This is a genomic window from Paraliobacillus ryukyuensis, from assembly GCF_003315295.1.
Lineage (GTDB): Bacteria > Bacillota > Bacilli > Bacillales > Amphibacillaceae > Paraliobacillus > Paraliobacillus ryukyuensis.
Window position 1 is genome coordinate 25,450 of the sequence record NZ_QNRI01000003.1, and the last position, 21,153, is coordinate 46,602.

Below are 21,153 nucleotides of genomic sequence, written 5' to 3' on the forward strand. Positions count from 1 at the left end.
AACAATGAACGACTTAATCCAATTAAAAGACAAAAACATCGTCATTATGGGCGTATCCAATGAGCGTAGTCTCGCCTGGGGGATTGCCAAAACACTTCATAAAGCTGGCGCGAACCTTATTTTTACTTATCGTAAAGAACGCTCATATCAAAAACTTATCCAGCTATTAGAAAAAGAAAATATAGAGCACACCTTAACGGTTGCTTGTGATGTGAATGAAGATGACAGTCTCCAACAAGCTTTCACGAAAATTGGAGAAGAAGTGAACACGATTCACGGCATTGTGCACGCGATTGCTTTTGCACATGGCGAAGATTTGCATGGTGATTTTGTTAACACAACCAGAAGCGGCTATGCTTTTGCTCAAGACACGAGTGCATATTCGTTAATTGCTGTAGCTAGAGAAGCCAAACCTTATCTAGAAGCTGGTTCTTCGATTATAACTATGAGTGCATTAGGCGCCGAGCGTGCACTTGATGGTTATAAAGTAATGGGGGTTGCTAAAGCCGCTTTGGAATCGACTTGCAAATACTTAGCACTTGATCTAGGTGAAGCAAACATCCGTATTAATGCGATTTCTGCTGGACCAATTAGAACTTTAGCTGCGCAAGGGGTTCCAACATTTAAGCAGATGTTGCGGGATACAAAAGAAAAAGCGCCATTAAAACGAAATGTTACACAAGAAGAAGTTGGAAATGCGGCATTAATGCTATTAAGTCCTTTATCGAGCGGTATTACGGGCGAAATTGTTCATGTTGATGCTGGTTATAATATTGTTGGTTAATTTGATGTTTAAGTTAATTTTAACGAGGGTATACTGCTAGTAAGCCATTACAACCAATCGATTTATAGAAAGGATGTATTAATAATATGGCACGCAAGCAACAATATCAACCTACGAAGAAAGCAAGAATGCAATTATCTTCTGCTCAAGAAGTGAATTACAATCACGAATTCAAACAGGCTGATATCGCTGGTGGTTTCCGTCAGCAAAAATTACGTGAAATTCGTCAAGAAGATTAATGTTTACTTAAATAAAACCTAGGTAGTACCCCCCACTACCTAGGTTTTTTCTGTCTTCTATTAAATGATTATAAAAGTTCTTTAACCCTACCCTAACGCTACATCTAAAATCATCATCACGACAAATCCTATCATTAAACTCATTGTCGTTAGTTGCACACTACCTCTTTCTTGTGAGCCTGGTATTACTTCTTTTGCTACCACAAATATCATTGCTCCTGCAGCAAAACTTAAAGCATACGGTAATAGTGGCTCAATAATAATTACAGTAGCTGCACCTATAACAGCTGCGATCGGTTCAACCATTCCAGAAAATTGACCGTAAAAGAAACTTTTTCTCGTACTCATTCCTTCTCTTCTTAACGGAATGGAGACTGCTGTTCCTTCAGGTATATTTTGGATACCGATTCCCAACGCTAATGCAATGGCGCCAGATAAAGCACTCGAAGTGAGATCAGTAGCTAGCGCTCCAAAAGCTACACCAACTGCTAGTCCTTCAGGAATATTGTGCATGGTAATGGAGAATACCAACATAGCGGTTCGATGCTTTGCTTTTCGATTGGTAATTTCTTTAAAATACAAATCTTCATTAATCATAGGTAAAATACGATCTACTAATAATAGAAATAAACCACCTAATAAAAAACCAACAGCTGCAGGAATATATGCAGGTACACTTTGTGCTTCCGCTCGTTCAATTGCCGGAGATAATAAGGACCAAAAACTAGCCGCTATCATGACGCCACCCGCAAAAGCAAGCATATTATCAAAAACTAACTGATTTGCTTTTTTCGTAGAAAAAACAAACGCAGCACCAAATGCCGTACACCCCCATGTAAATAGGGTTGCAAGTAATGCTAAAATAATCGGATTTAATTCCGTTAACCATTGCATCATGGTTGAAAACTCCTTTGCTTACAATCTGGTTGTATTAACATGTATTATCTTATCGATTACGTTATCGTTATTCTATTCGCAATAATTATTTGTGTCAATTAACATGAAAAAATGTTCATGTAATCATGCATTGAAACCATATTTCTCTCGCAATTGATCAGGAGCCATTCGAATCAATTGTTGAAAGATCAAACCAGCAATAGCGACATCATCAAGGATTCCTGCTCCCAGTAAAAAGTCTGGAATTAAGTCGAATGGAAAGAATAAATAACCAACAACCAGTACAATTGAGATAATTTTTGTACTTCGTTTCACTTCTTTTGAAGAAAAGAAAGCCTTTAGAAAAGGAATGGATTTATGAAACTTCACTAAAAATTTGATTCTTTGCCAAAATCGCATTGTCACCAACTCCTTCGCTTCGTGTCATTCGAAATATAGATACACTCCTCTATCTTAACATAGCAAGCAATGAAACAGTGATTTTCTAGTTTTCGCAACAAAAAACCAGCGAATTTCTTCGCTGGCTAAATGATTTATTTTTTCTTTTTCGCTGCTTTTTCACGTTCGTTTTTGTTTAATATTTTCTTACGCAAACGAATTGATTCAGGTGTTACTTCACAGTATTCATCATCATTCAAGTATTCAATCGCTTCTTCTAATGATAAAGTACGTGTTTTACGAATCGTTGCTGTCTGGTCTTTCGTAGCTGAACGAACGTTGGTTAAGTGTTTTTCTTTTGTGATATTAACCGTTAAGTCATTATCTCTATTATGCTCTCCAACAATCATTCCTGCATAAATTTCAGTACCAGGTTCAACGAAAATGGTTCCTCGATCTTCAAGTCCCATGATACCATAGGTAGAAGCTTTACCATTTTCAAGTGCTACTAGTACCCCTTGACGTCTACCACCAACTTGTCCATCAACTAATGGCTCATACGTATCAAACGTATGGTTAATAATTCCGTAACCTCTCGTTTGAGTCATGAACTCAGTAGAATAACCAATTAAACCACGAGAAGGAACTTTAAATTCCATACGAACTTGTCCGTTTCCTTGGTTAGTCATATCTAACATTTCACCTTTACGAGAACCTAATGATTCCATTACTGCACCAGTATAATCTTCTGGGACGTCGACTTGTACACGCTCCACAGGTTCACATTTCACACCATCAACTTCTTTGATAATTACTTGCGGTTTAGAAAGTTGTAATTCATAACCTTCACGACGCATATTTTCAACTAAGATAGAAAGGTGCAACTCTCCACGTCCAGAAACAATCCAAGCATCCGGGGATTCTGTTGGATCAACACGTAAACTCACGTCTGTTTCTAATTGTGTTAAAAGACGTTCTTCAATTCGTCTTGACGTAATGTATTTACCTTCTTTTCCAGCAAACGGACTGTTGTTCACGACAAATGTCATCTGCAATGTAGGCTCATCAATCCGCAAGATTGGTAATGCTTCTTGATGATCAGTCGGACAAACTGTTTCACCGACGTTAATATCCTCCATACCAGATAATGCAATGATATCACCAGCTTTTGCTTCTTGAATCTCAATTCGTTTTAAGCCGATGAAACCAAATAATTTTGATACTCGGAAGTTTTTCACTGTACCATCTTTTTTCATCAATGACACACTCTGGCCAACTTTGATGGTTCCTCTGAAAATACGACCAATCCCAACTCGACCAAGATAGTCATTGTAATCAAGTAAAGTTACTTGGAACTGAAGTGGTTCCTCGGTGTTGTCAACCGGAGCTGGAATGTGATCTAAAATTGTATGGAAAACAGGCTCCATTGTTTCTTCTTGCTCTTCCGGCTCTTCACCTGAGGTACCATTCAATGCAGACGCATAAACAACTGGAAATTCTAATTGCTCATCGTCAGCCCCTAGCTCGATAAATAAATCGAGTACTTCATCAATTACTTCATTCGGCCTTGCGTTCGGACGGTCAATTTTGTTTAAGACTACAACTGGTGTAAGCTTTTGCTCTAACGCTTTTTTCAACACAAAGCGTGTTTGTGGCATACAACCTTCATAGGCATCAACAACTAATAAAACACCATCTACCATACGCATAATACGTTCTACTTCACCACCAAAATCCGCGTGCCCTGGTGTATCTAGAATATTGATACGTGTATCTTGGTAATTAATTGCTGTATTTTTTGCTAAAATCGTAATTCCGCGTTCTTTTTCTATGTCATTGGAATCCATTGCACGCTCATCTACATGTTCGTTATCACGAAATGTTCCAGAATAGCGTAACAATTGGTCAACTAGTGTCGTTTTTCCATGGTCAACGTGCGCAATAATTGCAATGTTACGAACATCTTCTCTAACTTGCATCCCTTTTAACATCTCCTCTTTATCAAACGTTCAAATTAGTCGATAACCAACCAATTGTATCATAGTTCTAAGATATTGGCTATTTCTTTTGCAAAATCGATTCATCGTAGCGAATTGTGTTGGATTTAAACTTAGTTATTGCAAATTTAGCAGTTGTTTGCGCAACTGCTAGTTATATTAGTGTCCCTCTCACCTATATCACTACTTATTCACTTTTAAACGTAATGGTAAATAACGCTCCGCCAAGTTCTGAACGTCCAGCGGTAATTGTTCCGTTCGATCTTTCGACAATGGCACGTGAGATGGCCAATCCTAAACCAGTCTCTCCACTTTTTCCTTTCATAAAACGTTGGAAAAGTTTCGGCATGAGCGCTTCATCAATCCCTTTTCCGTCATCTGCCACTGTGATTTTCAGACTTTTATTTTCTTGAAAAGCTCGAATGATCACTTTTCCATTCGCGTGGCGAATACCATTGGATACTACGTTCATCATCGCTTGCAATAATTTTTCCTTATCAACCGCAATGTTTGCGTCTGTATCTATATAGTATGTTAGTCGGACTTGTTTCTCGTTTGCCAACGGAAGTGCTCGATCAATGGTCGAATGAATTAGATTAGCCACCGGAACATTCTCTTCATCATAGATGTTTTCTTCACTGTCTAGTTTGGCTAATAAAATCATTTCATTAATAATTTTCTTTAAACGGCTAATCTCTGCCACAATGACATCCAACCCTCGATCAGAAGCTTCGTCTTCAAAAACACCATCGCGAATACCTTCTGCGTATCCTTGGATCGTCATTAACGGTGTCTTCAACTCATGACTCGCATTCTGGAAAAAGTGATGTTGTGACTGAATATAACGACTTAACTCATTTGCCATATCATAGACACTTTGTTCTACTTCTTTCATTTCACCAGAAGCGTGCACTCGTTCTAAGTCATCAAATTTACGTTTCTCAATTTTTTTCAATTGATACTTTAATTTTGTTAATGGGGTGACAAGTCGTTTTGTGAGAAAATGGCTCAACACACTTATGATCCCTATACCTATTAAGAAAATGAAAATAAGACGATTAAAAAAGTTGCGTTGCACTTCTTGTAAATCATCTAGTGGTGTCACCAAGATCAGTTGTTGATCAAGCAAATTCGGATAAATCGGAATGATAGATACGACGTAACGTTCATTACCCGCTTTCCATAATCGTTGGTCTTCATCACTGACATCATAATTTTCTAGCCAATAATCGATTAATTCCTTAGGGAGCGTACTTAACATTACATTATCCGTATTTTGATCATAGAGAAATAATTGCAAAGAATCATCGCCAATTAACTGAGCTAGATTATTGACCGATACTTCACTCCACAAAAACTGTTTAATTAAATCTCCCTTCTCTTGTAATTGCTCCCGTTCATTTTGAATTAGAACATCCAAAATTAATGAATAGATCATGACAGATACGACAGACATAATAATGACAAGCAACGTAGTAAAAGCAATTGTTATTTGTGTCTGTAATTTCATTCTGATTCCTCATTAATACTACTTAATCGGTAACCATACCCCCATACGGTCTCGACTGGTAAGCCATCTATTTTCTTTCGTAACCGTTTAATCAAATCATCTACAGCACGGTCACTTCCGAAGTAATCTTCCCCCCAAATTAAAGCAAGTAATTCTTCCCTAGCAAATGCTCGATTTTGATTCCGGATAAGAATATGTAGCATATCGAATTCTTTGGTAGTTACTTCAACTTCATCTCCTTTCCAAAACACCCTTCTTCCATCAACATAAAGCTTTAACTCTCCTAATTCATAGTAATCACTATCTTGTTGCTCATTCGACGTATTGGAGGTGTCCACACGCTTAAATAATCGCTTTACCCTTGCAACCAATTCTCTTGGACTGAATGGTTTGGTTAGATAATCATCACTTCCTAATTCTAATCCTAAGATTTTATCTACCTCTTCATCTTTTGCCGAAATAATAATAATAGGAACTTCACTTTGCTGTCTTATTTTTTTACATAATTCATAGCCGTCCATCCCAGGCAACATAATATCTAAAATCCACATATTTGGCGCATGTTCTTTCGTAAGTTCCCAAGCATCTTCAGCATTATCTGCCATAGACACGTGGTAGCCTTCTTTTTTTAAATAGGTTGAAACGATGTCTCGAATATTCGGATCATCTTCTACAATAAAAATGCTGTGTTTCATATAAAATCCCCTCCTATTATAAGGTTTATTTTCGCATATTATCGGTAATATGCCTAATAGTTGTAATTACATACTTTTTTCACAATTATACCGAAATCTTGCCAATCCTGCTTCCTATAATAGAAAATGTAGAAAAAATAACATAGACATTAACTGAAAGGTGGTTAAATAAATGAGTTATCAAGATGAACGCAATAATCAAAATGATAATAATAATGAACAAACTGATTACAACAGTCAAGAGCAACACGAAGAAGTAGAACCAAAAGAAGTAAGCGAAGTGCCGGCTGCTTCAACAAATGAGACCAATGAATGGTCCAGTGAACAAGCCGCTACAACAGAGGAACAAACAGAGTCGACTTTTAATCAATCGACGCAAAATCCACCGAAAAAGCCAAAACAAAATCGTTGGGCGATGTTTTTAAGTAGTTTAGCTGGCGGTATTACGGTAGCGATCATCGGGTTTATCCTATTACTCACAGATATTATCCCAGTTGATCAGAATCAGATAATGGAACAAACAAATGATAGTAACGAAACAAGTAATGTCATCCAAACATCAACTGCCGGTGATAGTATCTCTTCAGAGACCTTAAGTAAAGTGGGGGATGCAGTAGTGGGTATCTCTAATGTTAAAACTGCTGATTTATGGTCGCAATCGCCTTCCCAAAGTGGGGGTACAGGTTCCGGTGTAATCTACAAAAAAGCAGATGGTAAAGCATATATTGTAACCAATCACCATGTGGTAGAAGGCGCAGATAGTTTAGAAATTACTTTGCCAAACGGAGAAACAGTTGATGCACAATTATTAGGCTCAGATGAGTTAACAGACCTTGCTGTGTTGACGATTGACGGAAGTAATGTCGATACTGTTGCCGAGTTAGGAACATCATCTAACCTTACTGTTGGTCAAACAGCCATTGCTATCGGAAATCCATTAGGACAAAAATTTGCTGGTTCCGTAACAAAAGGAATTGTCAGTGGATTAAATCGCTCCGTTGAAGTAGATTTAAATGGTGATTCTGTACCAGATTGGACAACTGAAGTTATTCAAACAGATGCAGCGATTAACCCAGGTAATAGTGGTGGAGCTTTAGTTAATGATAGCGGTGAAGTTATTGGGATTAACTCCATGAAAATCGCATTACAATCAGTAGAAGGGATCGGCTTTGCCATTCCAATTGACGAAGCAAAACCAGTTATTGAACAATTAGAAACAAATGGTGAAGTATCTCGTCCATTCATCGGTATTAGCGCAATCGCCTTGTCTACCGTTCCAGAACGTCAAATTCAAGAAACATTGCAACTTGGTAATGATGTGAGAGATGGCGTTGTTATTGCCGAAGTTCAACCTGGTTCAGCCGCAGAAAATGCTGGTCTAGAAAGATATGATGTTATCACAAAAATTAATGATACCGAAATTACTTCCATGATGGATTTAAAAGAGTATCTATATTCTGAAACAAAAATTGGCGATAAAATTCAGTTAACTTATTATCGAAAAGGTGAGCAACAAACAACAAGCCTAACATTAACAGAACAACAAGACCAAGAACAACAGCAACAACCATCTAATCAATAATTCATTCTACTTAAGACTATCCCCATTTTCTTAACTAGAATTTGATATAGATACAAAAAGGCACTGCGAAATTGCAGTGCCTTTTTGTATACAATTTAGTATGCTCCTAGTCAAAGTAATTTCCGGTTAGGTCTGTTAACACGACTTAATGACCACCACACGATTAACCAAAAAATAAATCAAGCATATTGCTACCTGTTGAACTTTGTTTGTTATAAAATTCAGAATAGCCACAGTTATGACAAAACACTACAACAAATTGGTTATGCTGGACATCAAACATCTTTGATAACCCTGTACCTGACATAGAAACCTCTTTTTGACCTGCGTCCGTACTGCCGCATTTTATACAACCTTGACTCTGATTCATTGTCTTCCTCCTTATAAATACATCTACTAAATATGTACGAATTTGTTTTTTGTAAAGTTTCATCGAAAGCACTAAAATAGCAAGAAGCACCTTAATAGTAGGTACTTCTTGCTTAATTTTTAATCATACATAATCGAGTTTATATCATTCTCATCCAAATAATCTTCATAGCGTTCATGACGTTCATTTACGCCAATAAATTTACCATTCTGATCACTTAGTAAGAACCCTTCTAATTCTTCGACACTTCCTACTAATTCCTCAGAATTGAAAAACATATCTTGGTATGTTTTTTCTGTATTATAAAAATCTGAAGGGGTCTCCGATGAACCATACTTGCTTACACGTTGCCAAGCATCCTCCGCATCAAACATCGTAGAATCATCATTGTCATCTCGACTAATGTCACTATCTAGAATACCTTGCTCTGCGATACGCTTACGCTCCACTACTTGATCTTCAGCATATTCTACAGCATATAGTGTGGTCGGAACGGCTTCTAAACGTTCAAAGGGAATCTCTTGATGTGATACGAGACAACGACCATAGGTACCTTGGTTGATGGCTTCCAAGGCCCGGTCGATTGCTTTCAACTCGGCTTCGGAATGCTCGTTCAAAGCAATATCCTTTTCCCGTTCAAACAGTTCAGTAGCGGTATCACCTGGATGGTTATCATAATTGGATAACTCACCAACGGATTCATTATTTTGCGCTTCTGTGATTCCATAATGGCCATGCACATGTTCCTGAATTTCTGCTTTCCTTCGTAATAAGCGATCTTTTAGTAAATTGATTTGTTGTTTGGTCAACATGCAATTCGCCTCCCTAAAGTTAATTTTTGAGGCACACTTAGTATAACCAAAACAAACGTGACTATGAATTATTCAGGCACTGTTCGAATCATATCCACATGTGGGATGCCATCCTCTTCATAGCTATCTGATATTTCTTCAAATCCAAACGAACGGTAAAAATCACGTAAATACACTTGTGCATGTAAATAAATCTCCTGCTTCCCCCAATTCTTTTCAATCCAGTTAATACTTTTCTGAAGTAACAAACGGCCGTAACCCGATTTGCGATGTTGATTATCTACAACAATACGACCAATAGAGGGCTGTTTATACAACACACCTTTTGGTATGATGCGCGCATAAGCAATAATTTTTCCTTGATTTTCTAGAAAAAGATGCATGGCATCTTGATCGACACCGTCCATATCTTTATAAGGACTATTTTGTTCTACAATAAATATATCTACTCGCGCTTTTAATATGTAATATAATTCATTGTTGGTTAATTGATCAAACGTCTTAAACGTCCAATTCATTGGGTTATCCCTCCATTTTCCAGCAATTATTATGCTAAAATGAGTATAACAAATTTTTCAGTTAGGATGTGACCACAGTGAAAAACATCGGATTTGTAGGAATAGGCGTGATGGGAAAAAGCATGGCAGCACTGTTAATGAAAGCTGGCTATCATGTATCTGTTTTTACCAGAACAAAAGCAAAAGCAGCATCACTGCTCGAACAAGGAGCAATTTGGAAGGCTAGTATAAAAGAGTTAGCGAAAACAGCTGATGTTATTATTTCAATAGTTGGCTATCCAAAAGATGTGGAAGAAATATACTATGGAAATGATGGTATTATCGAAAACGCCAAACAAGGTAGTTGCCTAATTGATATGACTACTTCCAAACCAAAACTTGCCATGCAAATCGCAGAAACAGCGAAACAGAATGGATTATTTGCGTTAGATGCACCTGTATCTGGCGGAGATATTGGAGCGAAAAACGGCTCCCTTACCATCATGGTCGGCGGTGATGAAAAAGCTTATGAAGCAATGCTACCTATTTTTAATGTGATGGGAACAAACATCGTCAGACAAGGACCAGCTGGTGCTGGGCAACATACTAAAATGGCAAATCAAATTACCATTGCGTCAACTATGATTGGCGTATGTGAAGCAATTACATATGCTAAAAAAGCTGGATTGGATCCAACAACAGTGTTAAAAAGCATCAGTGCCGGGGCCGCTGGAAGCTGGTCGTTATCCAATTTAGCACCACGCATGATGGCTGGAGATGATGCACCAGGGTTTTATGTCAAACATTTTATTAAAGATATGACGATTGCGTTAGAAAGTGCAAAAGAAATGGACATGCTTTCGCCAGGATTAGAACTATCATTGTCACTTTATAAGCAACTAGCTGAGCAAGGTGAAGCGGATAGTGGAACGCAAGCGTTAATTAAATTGTTCCAATAACGAAGGAGATTAAACTTTATTTGAGGTTTGATGTTGTTAGCACGAGTGATTATATCATTTAGACGATCAGCTCCATGATTTAATTACCGTTTTATTTTGTCTGCATAAGCTGCAACAACAAATGCTAGATCATCATTCCCAAAAGCTTGTAGTACTTGTAACAGTAACTCATGATCGATTTCATCCGAGTCATTGGCAGAAACGGTGTATTCCATGACTTCTTCTAATAGCGCATTCACTGGTTGCATCGGATATGCTTCCTGATAAATGGTTATTGGATCAAGCTTATTATTTATACACCATTGGGCAAACAATAATATCATGTCTTTTTCTTGATTTTGATAATTTTCAATGATTTGTTGCTCTCGTTCATTTTGATTCAACACAAATACCACCTTTTAGAAAAAAAGATGTATCTCTTAAGCAGAGATACATCTTTCATTAATATTATTTAGCTACAACGTTAGCTGCTTGTGGTCCACGGTTTCCTTCAACAATTTCGAATTCTACTGTTTGACCTTCGTTTAACGTTTTAAAGCCTTCAGCTTGAATTGCTGAGAAGTGTACGAATACATCGTCTCCGTCTTCACGTTCGATGAATCCGAAACCTTTATCTGCATTAAACCATTTTACTGTTCCTGTCATGCTCATCGACCTCCTTACAATAAAAGTGAAAAGTAATGGAACAAATGATATTACCTTTACAACACTTATTGTGAAGAGACCGTAAAGAAATATACCACTTCCAATTGCTTTTACAATACAAATGTACTACGTTTTCATGTAAAAATCAACTCATTACAATGGAAAAAGCTAGCTATTTTCTTTATGTTGATACTGCCAATTGTTATCATCATGCCTATTTGCTCCATATTATAGAAATTTATTAATTTTTTTAATTCCTCTAGAATTTGTTAGTTTTAGAACCTATGTTAATTATCACCATAAATTGTTACTTATTAAGATTTTATCTTGCTAAGTGATTGGCGACATTGCCAACTTTCTATATAATTAAGTTGAAAAAATCGTCAATTTTTTGTATAATATGTGCTTGCAAGAGACATGCAGATAGAAAAGTTCACCCCTACACGCGTATCTTGCAAATACGAATGAATAGGTGGTTAAACCAAAATGGAAAAATATCAAGTATTATTGTATTACAATTATGTACACTTAGAAGACCCAGAGGGATTTGCAAAAGAGCATTTAGACTTTTGTAATGAATTAGGATTAAAAGGGCGTATCTTAGTTGCTGAAGAAGGAATGAATGGTACCGTTTCTGGTACAGAAGAAGCGACAAACAAGTACATGGAAGCCATGCACAAAGATCCACGCTTTGCTGATATGATGTTTAAAGTCGATGAAGCAGAAGGACATACCTTTAAGAAAATGCACGTGCGTCCACGTCCAGAACTTGTAACTCTGCGTTTAGAAAATGACATTAATCCAAAAGAAACAACTGGTAACTATTTAACACCAAAAGAATTTTATGAAGCCATGCAAGACGAAGATACTGTTGTCATTGATGCACGAAATGACTATGAATATGATCTAGGTCATTTCCGTGGAGCAATTCGTCCAGATATCCACACATTCCGCGAGCTACCTGAATGGATTGAAGAAAATAAAGAACAATTTGAAGATAAACGAATCCTCACGTATTGTACTGGTGGTATTCGTTGCGAAAAATTCTCTGGTTGGCTCGTAGAAAAAGGATTTGAAGATGTCAACCAATTACATGGTGGTATTGCAACGTATGGGAAAGATCCAGAAGTACAAGGCGAATTATGGGATGGTCAAATGTATGTATTTGATGAGCGGATTAGCGTGCCAATTAACCGCAAAGAACATGTAATTGTTGGAAAAGATTATTTTGACGGGACTCCATGTGAACGCTATGTCAACTGTGCAAACCCAGACTGTAACAAACAAATTCTCTGCTCAGAAGAAAATGAGCATAAATATATGCGAGGTTGTACACATGAGTGCCGTGTGTCCCCTAGAAATATGTATGTAAAAGAGCACGGCTTAACAGAAGCTGAAATCCAAGCTCGTTTACAACGTATTGAAGAAGAAGATAACGTTACTACAGCAATGTAACTATCTTATTAAAAATCCGCTTCCCAGCATGATTAGGGAGCGGATTTTTGCTGCATTATGGACGATTCCACGTGATTAGCGGTCGCTCTGTGGTGCTTTGTGGTCACTTGTCAGCCATTTACGGGCACTTCCCTATCATGCAGGGCATTTATTTTGACTTTATACATGTTCCTTGATAACTTTAAATATAATTACATAAAAAGGGAGGGGAATGATGATTGATGACAGTTTATAGCTATAAAGCAAAAACGATTTCTGGTGAAGACAAATCGCTAGCAGATTACCAAGGAAAAGCATTATTAATTGTTAATACCGCTACAAAATGTGGGTTTGCACCGCAATTTGATGGATTACAGAAGCTTTATGATAAATACAATCAAGAGGGGTTTGAAGTATTAGGTTTTCCTAGCAACCAATTTATGAATCAAGAACCTGGTTCAGATGAAGACATCAATTCCACTTGTAAATTAAATTATGGTGTCACATTCCCAATGTTCAGTAAAGTTGATGTGAATGGCAAGTCAGCACACCCACTGTTTCGTTATCTTACGAAAGAAGCACCAGGTTTACTAGGTGATAACGTAAAGTGGAATTTCACTAAATTCCTTATCGATAAGGAAGGAAAAGTAGTAAAGCGCTATGCACCAAAAACAGAGCCTAAAGACATTGAAACAGATATCCAAGAAGTATTAAATAAATAAGAAACCTCAATGGTCAGGAGATAGCTATCTCCTGACCATTTATTATTAAAATTAGAATTTTATGCATAAATCATTTACTCCTCTGAGATAATACCAGTATTAACAATTTGCTCTGGAGAATGATCTATGTTTAGTAAAAAATCAAACAGTATCTCAACAAAAGCAACAAATACAAAGCTAATCACTGCAAATCTCAATCAAAACTTATCGGAAATCACAGCCATCTTTAAAGACGATCGTGACTTTTCCATTCGGCATTTTCATTTTAGTGGTACCGTCCCTGCTGCACTTGTTTATCTTAATACCCTTGTTGACCAAGACATGATTGCACAAAATGTGTTAAAAGCATTGAAACAACAACAAAACGGTGGTAATCAATTGGCTAATAACATAAATAAAACGGTGATGGAAGAAATTATCTATCCTACGGAAATACAAGAAGCCAATAACCTAACTACCGTGGTTAATTCTATTCTCCAAGGGGACACTGTTATTTTAATTGCTGGTCACACTAGTGCCTATTACGTCAATACATATAAGATCCCAGAGCGCAGTGTCACACAACCTGAGTCCGAACAAGTTATCCGCGGACCTCATGATGGGTTTGTAGAAAATTTAGCAACCAATATTTCATTAATACGCTACCGACTATCCAATCAATCATTACGGATTACACCAAAAGAACTTGGCAAACAAACGAAAACAAAAGTCGCTGTCCTATACGTAGAAAATCTAGTTGATAATAATGTCCGTGAGGAAGTCGAGCACAGGCTGAACGCCATTACCATTAATCGAATTTTAGATACCAGTTATCTAGAGCAGTTGATTCAAGACCACCCTAGATCGCCTTTCCCACAGTTGCTATATACCGAACGCCCTGATGTCATTGTAGGAAACCTGCTAGAAGGTCGCGTTGCCATTATGACCGACGGATCACCAGGAGGCTTAATCGCACCAGCAACTATCACACAATTCATTCAAACATCATCTGATTATAATCAAAACTTTATGATCAGTTCATTTATTCGAATGATTCGCGTCCTAGCATTAATTCTTTCTTTAGTAACACCATCCTTTTATGTTGCTGTTGTGTCTTACCATCCGGAATTAATCCCAACGCGCTTTGCCATTGCCATCACTAGTGGTAGAACCGGCGTACCCTTCGCTTTAATTATGGAAGTCTTTATCATGGAAATAATTATGGAAATTCTTAGAGAAGCTACGATAAGAATGCCAAAACAAATCGGCAATGCCATTAGTATTGTCGGTGTTTTAGTCATTGGTCAGGCAGCAGTAGAAGCCGGTTTTGTCAGCCCATTAACTGTTGTATTTGTCGCGATTACAACAATCGGATCGTTTGCAACACCGAATTATAGTATGGGATTTTCTTTTCGTTTGCTTCGTTTCTTTTCACTCCTTTTGACAGGTCTACTAGGTTTTTATGGATTTATGATTAGTTGGATGATCATTATGAATCATCTACTTTCCCTACGTTCTTTCGGTGTCCCCTATATGTCGCCTATCTCCCCAGTCCATTGGAAAGGATTACGAGATTCGATTATAAAAGCACCGATTAAATGGTTAATCAATCGTCAAAAATGAATAAACGAAACATGGAGTAAACTTTGTTCTAACGTGATCGATCCAGAGGAGCATATAAACGATGCAAAAACAGGACATCAAAATTACCACACTGCAGCAGGCAACTGTACTAATTAATAGTACGATTGGGATCAGTGTACTCTCTTTACCTCGACTAGGTGCTAAAGAAATTGGAACTGGCACTATGCTACTTACATTGATCGTACTTATCATTCTCTTCTTATTTGTCATTCTGTTTGCGATATTGGGGCGAAGACACGCGAACCAAACACTAATAGAATACGGAAATACCCTATTAGGCAAACCAATCAATTTTATCTTTGGTATTCTATTAGTATTGCAATTTTTGGTATTAACTGCGCTTATTTTGCGGGAATTTGCTGAACTTATGGCTGTTGCTCTGTTGAGGGAAACGCCTTTATACGTCATTATGCTAATCATGCTTATTACAGTCATGCTATCTATAAAAAAAGAATTCATTGTATTTGGTTATACACATATGTACTACTTTCCCTATATTCTTGTACCTGGAATACTCTTGATTATGTTACTATTTCCTAAAATCCATTACTATAATTTATTGCCTGTGTTAGGTAATCATTTTTCTATCACAAATATGACGGATGTTGGAACAAACATGCTTACCCTCCCTTTTTTTCAAATTGGGCTATTTACCATTTTAATTGTTATTCCTAGAATGAAAAAACCTAAAAAAGCACTTAAAAGTAGCATCTTGGCCTGGGTAACCGCTAGTTTCATTATTATGTCCATCATTGTAATAACATTTGGTTATTTAGGTAGTGATATTATTAAGGACGAAGTTTGGCCTGTGTTAACGTTATCTAAATCAGCAACCATACCCTTGCCCCCACTTCAACGACTAGATGTTATCTTTGTTGTTTTTTGGATTATAACTGGGTACACCACCATTTTTACCGGTTATTTTATAGCCAATGAACTATGTTGTATGCTAGTTAATATAGACGAAAAGAAGCGACACGTGGCAATACTTTTTGTCCCAGTTGTCTTTACAATTGCGCTTATACCAAAAAATCACCTCATACTATATGAATGGATGTTTCTCATCGGTAAGTATAGTTTTATTTTTACAGCTAGTTACCCAATTCTATTGCTTATTATTAGCTTATTTAAATATGGTTGGTACGCAAGGAGACACGAACAGTGAAACAATTCATTACCTGTTGTATCTTATATCTATTCCTTTTAATTACACTGAGTGGTTGCTGGGATCAGCATGAAATTGAGAAAAGAGCAACAATCATTGGATTAGCAGTAGATATCGCAACCCCAGAAGAAGTAGAAAAAGAGCAAGTCACAGCTTCCAATACTAATACAACCAATGATAAAGTCTTCGTAAAATTAACGGGACAATTAGCTGTACCTGGAAAAATTCAACTCGGACCAAAGTCAGGTGAATCTTCCCCAGACGAGGCGGTTTGGACAGTAGAAGGGTATGGACAGAATATAGGTGATGCAATCCAAAGTATGCAACAAAAGTTAGCACATGATGTTTTTCTTGGACACCTACAAGTAATCATTATCTCTCCTGATGTGTTCAAAGAAGGGATGAATGATATTAATGATTATTTTAAAAGGCGCACAGATATACGTCGATCTATTTGGATGGCACTTGCTACAGATAAGGCAGCCGATCTGTTACATATATCCCCAAAACTCGAACTAGTTCCCGCTATGTACTTAGCCACTTCATTAGATCAAGCAACAGAAATGGGCAAATTTCCTGATTTACCAATTGATCAATACTGGTTCGCTAATGTAGCAAAGGGGAAACACGAAATTCTTCCCTATCTTGAACAAAACGGAGATAATATTCGAATCGCTGGATTAGCTTATCAAAATGACGACATCCATTTTGTCGATCCATTTCATGTGATTTTTTATAACGGTATTACAGGAGAAAAACCTGGAGGGGCTTCTGCTATTATTAAGCTTACTAATGGCAATGTCTTAATGGAATCCAACTATCGGAGAGTTAAGTATGAGGTGAAACTAAAAAATGGAATGCCAACTATTAACGTTACCATTGGCATAGAAGGAGTAATCGAAGAAAAATCAAGCAAAGCAATTAATTTACATTTAGCAAAAACGATTCAATCCATTGAACAAAGTGCAAAAAAGATGGCGGAAGAAGAATCATTAAATTTAATTGAAGACACCCAAAAAAACCAATCCGATATTTTTGGATTTGGTGAAATTGTCCGCGCTCACTTACCAAAATATTGGAATGAACATGTAAAAAAAGAAGCAGATTGGGAACGAATTTACAAAAAAATCCCTATTCATGTGACCTATAAAGTAAAAGTTACGGGGATTGGGACACAGTTGCATTAATTCATGCTTTTCCGCCGATGATTGGGGCTTTTCCGCCAATCATCTCCAAAGTTCGTCGATGATCATTTTGTTTCACAAAAAATCTTTGACTTTTCTATAAAAACAGAAAGCGAGCCATCTCAGGCTCGCTCCCCCTAATTTCTACTAGTTTAATGCTTGCATTAAATTTGCCATTTCAATTGCAGATACAGCTGCTTCTGCTCCTTTGTTTCCTGCTTTCGTACCTGCTCGTTCAATTGCTTGTTCAATATTTTCTGTTGTAAGCACACCAAAAATCACCGGCAAATTAGCTGCCATCGCTACGCTAGATATCCCTTTTGACACTTCTGCACATACATAATCAAAATGTGGCGTTGCCCCTCGAATAACCGTACCTAATGTAATGACAGCATCGTATTTTCCTGAATGAGCCATTTGTTTCGCTACTAAAGGGATTTCATATGCACCTGGCACCCAAGCAACCGTGATATTATCTTCTTGAACACCATGACGTTGTAATGTATCTTCTGCTCCACCTAATAGTTTGCTTGTGATGAATTCATTAAACCTCGCTACGACAATCCCTACTTTTAAATCTGTTCCAATTAAATGTCCTTCTAATGTTTTTGTCATGTCAAAAACGCCTCCCTATCCGTGTAGTAAATGACCTAGTTTTGATTTTTTCGTGTTTAAATAGTTTTCATTATCTTTATTTGCTTGAATCTCAATTTCCTTGCGCTCAACGACTTCAATACCATATTCCGTCATACTCGCAATTTTTCTAGGATTGTTGGTTAACAACACCATTTGTTTAACTCCAATGTCACGTAACATTTGCGCACTAACGGCATAATCACGTAAATCATCGGGAAAGCCTAGTTGATGATTGGCTTCGACTGTATCGTAGCCTTCTTCTTGCAGTTTATAGGCTTTCAACTTGTTTAATAAACCAATCCCTCTCCCTTCTTGACGCATATAAATTAAGATACCTTTTCCAGCTCCTTCGATTTCCGCAAGTGCCTGCTCTAGTTGTGGTCCGCAATCACAGCGATGAGAACCGAACACATCTCCAGTCAAACATTCCGAGTGAATCCGCACTAACGGTTTATCTTCTGGATATATCTCACCTTTCACAATGGCTAAGTGTTCTTTTTTTGTCCATTTTTCCGTGTAAGCGATTAAGTGAAAATCACCGTACTTGGTTGGGAGATTAATCCCGACTTCCTTTTCTATTAATTTGTCATATTTTTTACGATATGCAATCAAATCTTGAATCGAAATGATTGGCATGTTTTCTTTTTCAGCCAAATCCTGCAGTGCAGGTAGTCGCGCCATGGTGCCATCTTCTTGCATAATTTCACAAATCACGCCTGCTTGCGTCGAGCCTGCTAAGCGAGCAAGATCCACGCAAGCTTCAGTATGACCTGCTCGTGCCAATACTCCAGCATCCTGTGCTACCAATGGAAATACATGCCCAGGTCGCTTAAAATCAGTGGCCAACGCAGTGGGCTCAATGAGTTTCTGAATCGTTAATGATCGCTCATAAGCACTAATCCCTGTATGCGCATCTTTATGATCGACACTAACCGTAAATGCCGTTCCATGTGCATCCGTATTGTTTGCTACCATATGGTCTAAACCTAATTTGCTAGCTAATTCAGTTGCCATTGGTGTACATATTAATCCACGACCTTCTTTCGCCATATAATTAATTACTTCTGGTGTCGCGTGTTCTGCTAACGCAACAAAATCACCTTCATTTTCTCTATTCTCATCATCGACGACGATAATTACTTGCCCTTTTTTTAATGCGGTTAATGCTTCTGTTATCGTATTGAGCATTTCTGTTCCCTCCTAATCCATAAATCCATTTTCTTTTAATGTCTGTGCTGTCAACGGATTGTCTTGTTCACTGTGCTTGTGGTTACGCAGTAAATGCTCCATGTATTTCGCCAGCATGTCGTATTCCAAATTGACAATATCCCCTTGCTGTTTTTCTCCTAAAATGGTTGCCTGTTGTGTTTCTGGAATTAATGAAATAACAAAAGCGCTCGCTTTCACCTCAAATACGGTTAGCGATGTGCCATCTACCGTAACGGAACCTTTTGGCATCAGATACTTGATGCTATTTGGATCGACTTGAACCTCAAGATAGCGTGCGTTCGCTTCGGTCCAGATACGCTTAATTTCTCCAAAAGTATCCACATGGCCTGAAACAAAATGACCACCAAATCGACCGTTGGCTTGCATCGCTCGCTCTAAATTCACTTCCGTTCCTGCTTTCGCTCGTGATAAAGAAGAATGGCGATACGTTTCTGGCATCACATCTACACTAAATTGCTGTTGGTTAAACGACGTAACGGTTAAACAAACACCATTTACTGAGATACTGTCACCAACTTTCACATCTGAAAGTATCCTCGTCGCTTGTATGGTTAGCTTCAAGCTATTCGCCTGTTTTGATACGGCAATAATATGTCCCTTTTCTTCAACGATTCCCGTAAACATCTACTCTACCTCCTGTTTTGGATAGGCAATCACTTTGATATCAGATCCAATCTGTTCCATCGAGGCTATCGTCAATTGCGTTGCATCAATCATATTTTCTGGTGAACGACCACCGACAACCGTTTTAGCATCGATTCCACCTAATAGTGTTGGCGCAATATACCAATGACATGCTTGAAACAGGTTTTCTTTGACAAACGAACCGTGCACGGTACTTCCACCTTCAACATAAAGCGATTGAATGTCTAATTCCCCCAACTTATCGAGTAGTTCTGGAAGACGAATAGTAGGTGTTGATTGCTGCAACACAGTGATGTGAGGAAATGCATTTGCAAAAGCTTCAACGTTTACCTTACTTCCACACACAATCCATGTTGGTGCCTCTTTGTCTTGTAATACGTTACTTGCTTGATTAATCGATAACTGGGTATCTAAAATAATGCGAATGGGATTTTTTCCACCTTGGGGCAGTCTGGTGGTTAACTGTGGGTTATCCTGTTGAACGGTATTCACGCCAACCATAATGGCATCATGAATGGCACGTTGCTTGTGCACATCTTTTCGTGCTGCTTCACCGGTAATCCATTTGCTGTCACCAGTTTTGGTAGCGGTCTTACCATCTAAGGTCATTGCAGCTTTTAAGGTGACATATGGTCGTTTGTGTTGCATGTAAAAAAAGAAAGATTTATTGATTGCTAACGCTTCTGCTTCCCTGATTCCAACTTCGACTTCAATTCCTGCTTGTTTTAGCTTTTTTATCCCTTCTCCTGCGACACTCGGATTGGGATCGACACAAGCAATGTAGACTCTTTTCACTTGATGCTCAATTAGTAAATCTGCACATGGTGGTGTTTTACCATGATGTGAACATGGTTCTAATGTGACATATACGTCTGCACCGATGGCATCATCACCCGCTTGTTCGATGGCAATCACTTCTGCGTGTGCCAGACCAGCCCGCAAGTGACTTCCCATTCCAACTATGCGTCCATCCTTGACTACCACTGCACCAACAGATGGGTTCGGACTGGTTTGACCAATTGTGCTTTTTGCTAATGTCAAAGCGATATTCATATATTCTTCTTTTGTCATTTGCATCCACTCCTTCTTGTGGAAGCATCAAAAAACCCCAGATTACAATAAATCTGGGGCTTGATTAGCGTTAGCAAA

23 protein-coding genes are annotated in these 21,153 nt (G+C 37.9%); 9 read left to right on the forward strand and 14 right to left on the reverse strand.

Annotated features, from left to right (window positions below):
* The first annotated feature begins 4 nt into the window (after positions 1-4).
* Positions 5-784 carry an enoyl-ACP reductase FabI gene (locus DES48_RS06280; protein WP_113867805.1) on the forward strand — a complete coding sequence of 260 codons (780 nt, stop codon included), beginning with the start codon at positions 5-7 and terminating at the stop codon, positions 782-784.
* Between the two features lie 86 nt (positions 785-870).
* On the forward strand, positions 871-1,023 hold the full coding sequence (locus tag DES48_RS06285) for a YfhE family protein (RefSeq protein WP_079707768.1): 153 nt from the start codon (positions 871-873) through the stop codon (positions 1,021-1,023).
* An 87-nt stretch (positions 1,024-1,110) separates the two neighbouring features.
* Here DES48_RS06285 and DES48_RS06290 read toward each other — a convergent pair whose 3' ends face one another.
* From DES48_RS06290 to DES48_RS06310, 5 genes are all read right to left on the reverse strand, one after another.
* Entirely contained in the window at positions 1,111-1,920 is an 810-nt protein-coding gene (locus tag DES48_RS06290; protein WP_113867807.1) for a ZIP family metal transporter, read from the reverse strand.
* 123 nt (positions 1,921-2,043) lie between these two features.
* Entirely contained in the window at positions 2,044-2,319 is a 276-nt protein-coding gene (locus DES48_RS06295) for a YkvA family protein (RefSeq protein WP_079707770.1), read from the reverse strand.
* Between the two features lie 134 nt (positions 2,320-2,453).
* Entirely contained in the window at positions 2,454-4,277 is a 1,824-nt protein-coding gene (gene typA, locus DES48_RS06300) for a translational GTPase TypA (RefSeq protein WP_079707771.1), read from the reverse strand.
* A 205-nt stretch (positions 4,278-4,482) separates the two neighbouring features.
* Positions 4,483-5,805 carry a sensor histidine kinase gene (locus DES48_RS06305; protein ID WP_113867809.1) on the reverse strand — a complete coding sequence of 441 codons (1,323 nt, stop codon included), beginning with the start codon at positions 5,803-5,805 and terminating at the stop codon, positions 4,483-4,485.
* On the reverse strand, positions 5,802-6,500 hold the full coding sequence (locus DES48_RS06310; RefSeq protein WP_113867811.1) for a response regulator transcription factor: 699 nt from the start codon (positions 6,498-6,500) through the stop codon (positions 5,802-5,804). Before DES48_RS06310 ends, DES48_RS06305 begins: the two co-directional genes overlap by 4 nt.
* A gap of 172 nt (positions 6,501-6,672) precedes the next feature.
* Between DES48_RS06310 and DES48_RS06315 the strand changes: the two genes are divergently transcribed.
* Positions 6,673-8,082 (forward strand): S1C family serine protease, encoded by a 1,410-nt coding sequence (locus tag DES48_RS06315; protein WP_245911319.1) that lies wholly within the window; start codon positions 6,673-6,675, stop codon positions 8,080-8,082.
* A 163-nt stretch (positions 8,083-8,245) separates the two neighbouring features.
* Here the strand turns inward: DES48_RS06315 and DES48_RS06320 are convergent, their stop codons facing one another.
* From DES48_RS06320 to DES48_RS06330, 3 genes are all read right to left on the reverse strand, one after another.
* A complete protein-coding gene (locus DES48_RS06320; protein WP_113867813.1) occupies positions 8,246-8,452 on the reverse strand; it encodes a zinc ribbon domain-containing protein in 207 nt (68 codons plus the stop codon).
* A 119-nt stretch (positions 8,453-8,571) separates the two neighbouring features.
* Complete coding sequence (locus DES48_RS06325) at positions 8,572-9,264, reverse strand: TraR/DksA C4-type zinc finger protein (protein ID WP_113867815.1); 693 nt, start codon at positions 9,262-9,264, stop codon at positions 8,572-8,574.
* A 68-nt stretch (positions 9,265-9,332) separates the two neighbouring features.
* Positions 9,333-9,782 carry a GNAT family N-acetyltransferase gene (locus DES48_RS06330; RefSeq protein ID WP_113867818.1) on the reverse strand — a complete coding sequence of 150 codons (450 nt, stop codon included), beginning with the start codon at positions 9,780-9,782 and terminating at the stop codon, positions 9,333-9,335.
* Between the two features lie 77 nt (positions 9,783-9,859).
* Here DES48_RS06330 and DES48_RS06335 point away from each other — a divergent pair, with 77 nt between their 5' ends.
* Positions 9,860-10,720, forward strand: coding sequence for an NAD(P)-dependent oxidoreductase (locus tag DES48_RS06335; RefSeq protein ID WP_425451863.1), 861 nt, complete (start codon positions 9,860-9,862; stop codon positions 10,718-10,720).
* An 83-nt stretch (positions 10,721-10,803) separates the two neighbouring features.
* Here the strand turns inward: DES48_RS06335 and DES48_RS06340 are convergent, their stop codons facing one another.
* A complete protein-coding gene (locus DES48_RS06340; RefSeq protein ID WP_342769932.1) occupies positions 10,804-11,106 on the reverse strand; it encodes a hypothetical protein in 303 nt (100 codons plus the stop codon).
* Positions 11,107-11,167: 61 nt separating this feature from the next.
* Entirely contained in the window at positions 11,168-11,365 is a 198-nt protein-coding gene (locus DES48_RS06345; protein WP_079707783.1) for a cold shock domain-containing protein, read from the reverse strand.
* Positions 11,366-11,851: 486 nt separating this feature from the next.
* Between DES48_RS06345 and trhO the strand changes: the two genes are divergently transcribed.
* The 5 genes from trhO (at position 11,852) to DES48_RS06370 (ending at position 17,496) form a co-directional block, all read left to right on the forward strand.
* Positions 11,852-12,820, forward strand: a complete 969-nt coding sequence (gene trhO / locus DES48_RS06350; RefSeq protein ID WP_079707784.1) for an oxygen-dependent tRNA uridine(34) hydroxylase TrhO — start codon at positions 11,852-11,854, stop codon at positions 12,818-12,820.
* 221 nt (positions 12,821-13,041) lie between these two features.
* Positions 13,042-13,521, forward strand: a complete 480-nt coding sequence (locus DES48_RS06355; RefSeq protein WP_079707785.1) for a glutathione peroxidase — start codon at positions 13,042-13,044, stop codon at positions 13,519-13,521.
* Between the two features lie 126 nt (positions 13,522-13,647).
* Entirely contained in the window at positions 13,648-15,123 is a 1,476-nt protein-coding gene (locus tag DES48_RS06360; protein ID WP_113867822.1) for a spore germination protein, read from the forward strand.
* A 61-nt stretch (positions 15,124-15,184) separates the two neighbouring features.
* Positions 15,185-16,309 carry a GerAB/ArcD/ProY family transporter gene (locus DES48_RS06365; RefSeq protein WP_113867824.1) on the forward strand — a complete coding sequence of 375 codons (1,125 nt, stop codon included), beginning with the start codon at positions 15,185-15,187 and terminating at the stop codon, positions 16,307-16,309.
* Positions 16,306-17,496 (forward strand): Ger(x)C family spore germination protein, encoded by a 1,191-nt coding sequence (locus tag DES48_RS06370; protein ID WP_170126178.1) that lies wholly within the window; start codon positions 16,306-16,308, stop codon positions 17,494-17,496. The genes DES48_RS06365 and DES48_RS06370 overlap by 4 nt, the downstream gene beginning before the upstream one ends.
* Positions 17,497-17,640: 144 nt before the next feature.
* Here the strand turns inward: DES48_RS06370 and ribH are convergent, their stop codons facing one another.
* From ribH to ribD, 4 genes are read right to left on the reverse strand one after another with little or no spacing between them, the layout of a single operon-like run.
* Positions 17,641-18,108, reverse strand: a complete 468-nt coding sequence (ribH, locus tag DES48_RS06375; protein WP_079707789.1) for a 6,7-dimethyl-8-ribityllumazine synthase — start codon at positions 18,106-18,108, stop codon at positions 17,641-17,643.
* Between the two features lie 15 nt (positions 18,109-18,123).
* The gene (locus DES48_RS06380; protein WP_113867828.1) at positions 18,124-19,317 is read right to left on the reverse strand and encodes a bifunctional 3,4-dihydroxy-2-butanone-4-phosphate synthase/GTP cyclohydrolase II; all 1,194 of its coding nucleotides are present in this window, start codon (positions 19,315-19,317) and stop codon (positions 18,124-18,126) included.
* 12 nt (positions 19,318-19,329) lie between these two features.
* A complete protein-coding gene (ribE, locus tag DES48_RS06385; protein WP_113867829.1) occupies positions 19,330-19,983 on the reverse strand; it encodes a riboflavin synthase in 654 nt (217 codons plus the stop codon).
* Positions 19,984-21,075, reverse strand: a complete 1,092-nt coding sequence (gene ribD / locus DES48_RS06390; RefSeq protein ID WP_113867831.1) for a bifunctional diaminohydroxyphosphoribosylaminopyrimidine deaminase/5-amino-6-(5-phosphoribosylamino)uracil reductase RibD — start codon at positions 21,073-21,075, stop codon at positions 19,984-19,986.
* Positions 21,076-21,153 lie beyond the last annotated feature (78 nt).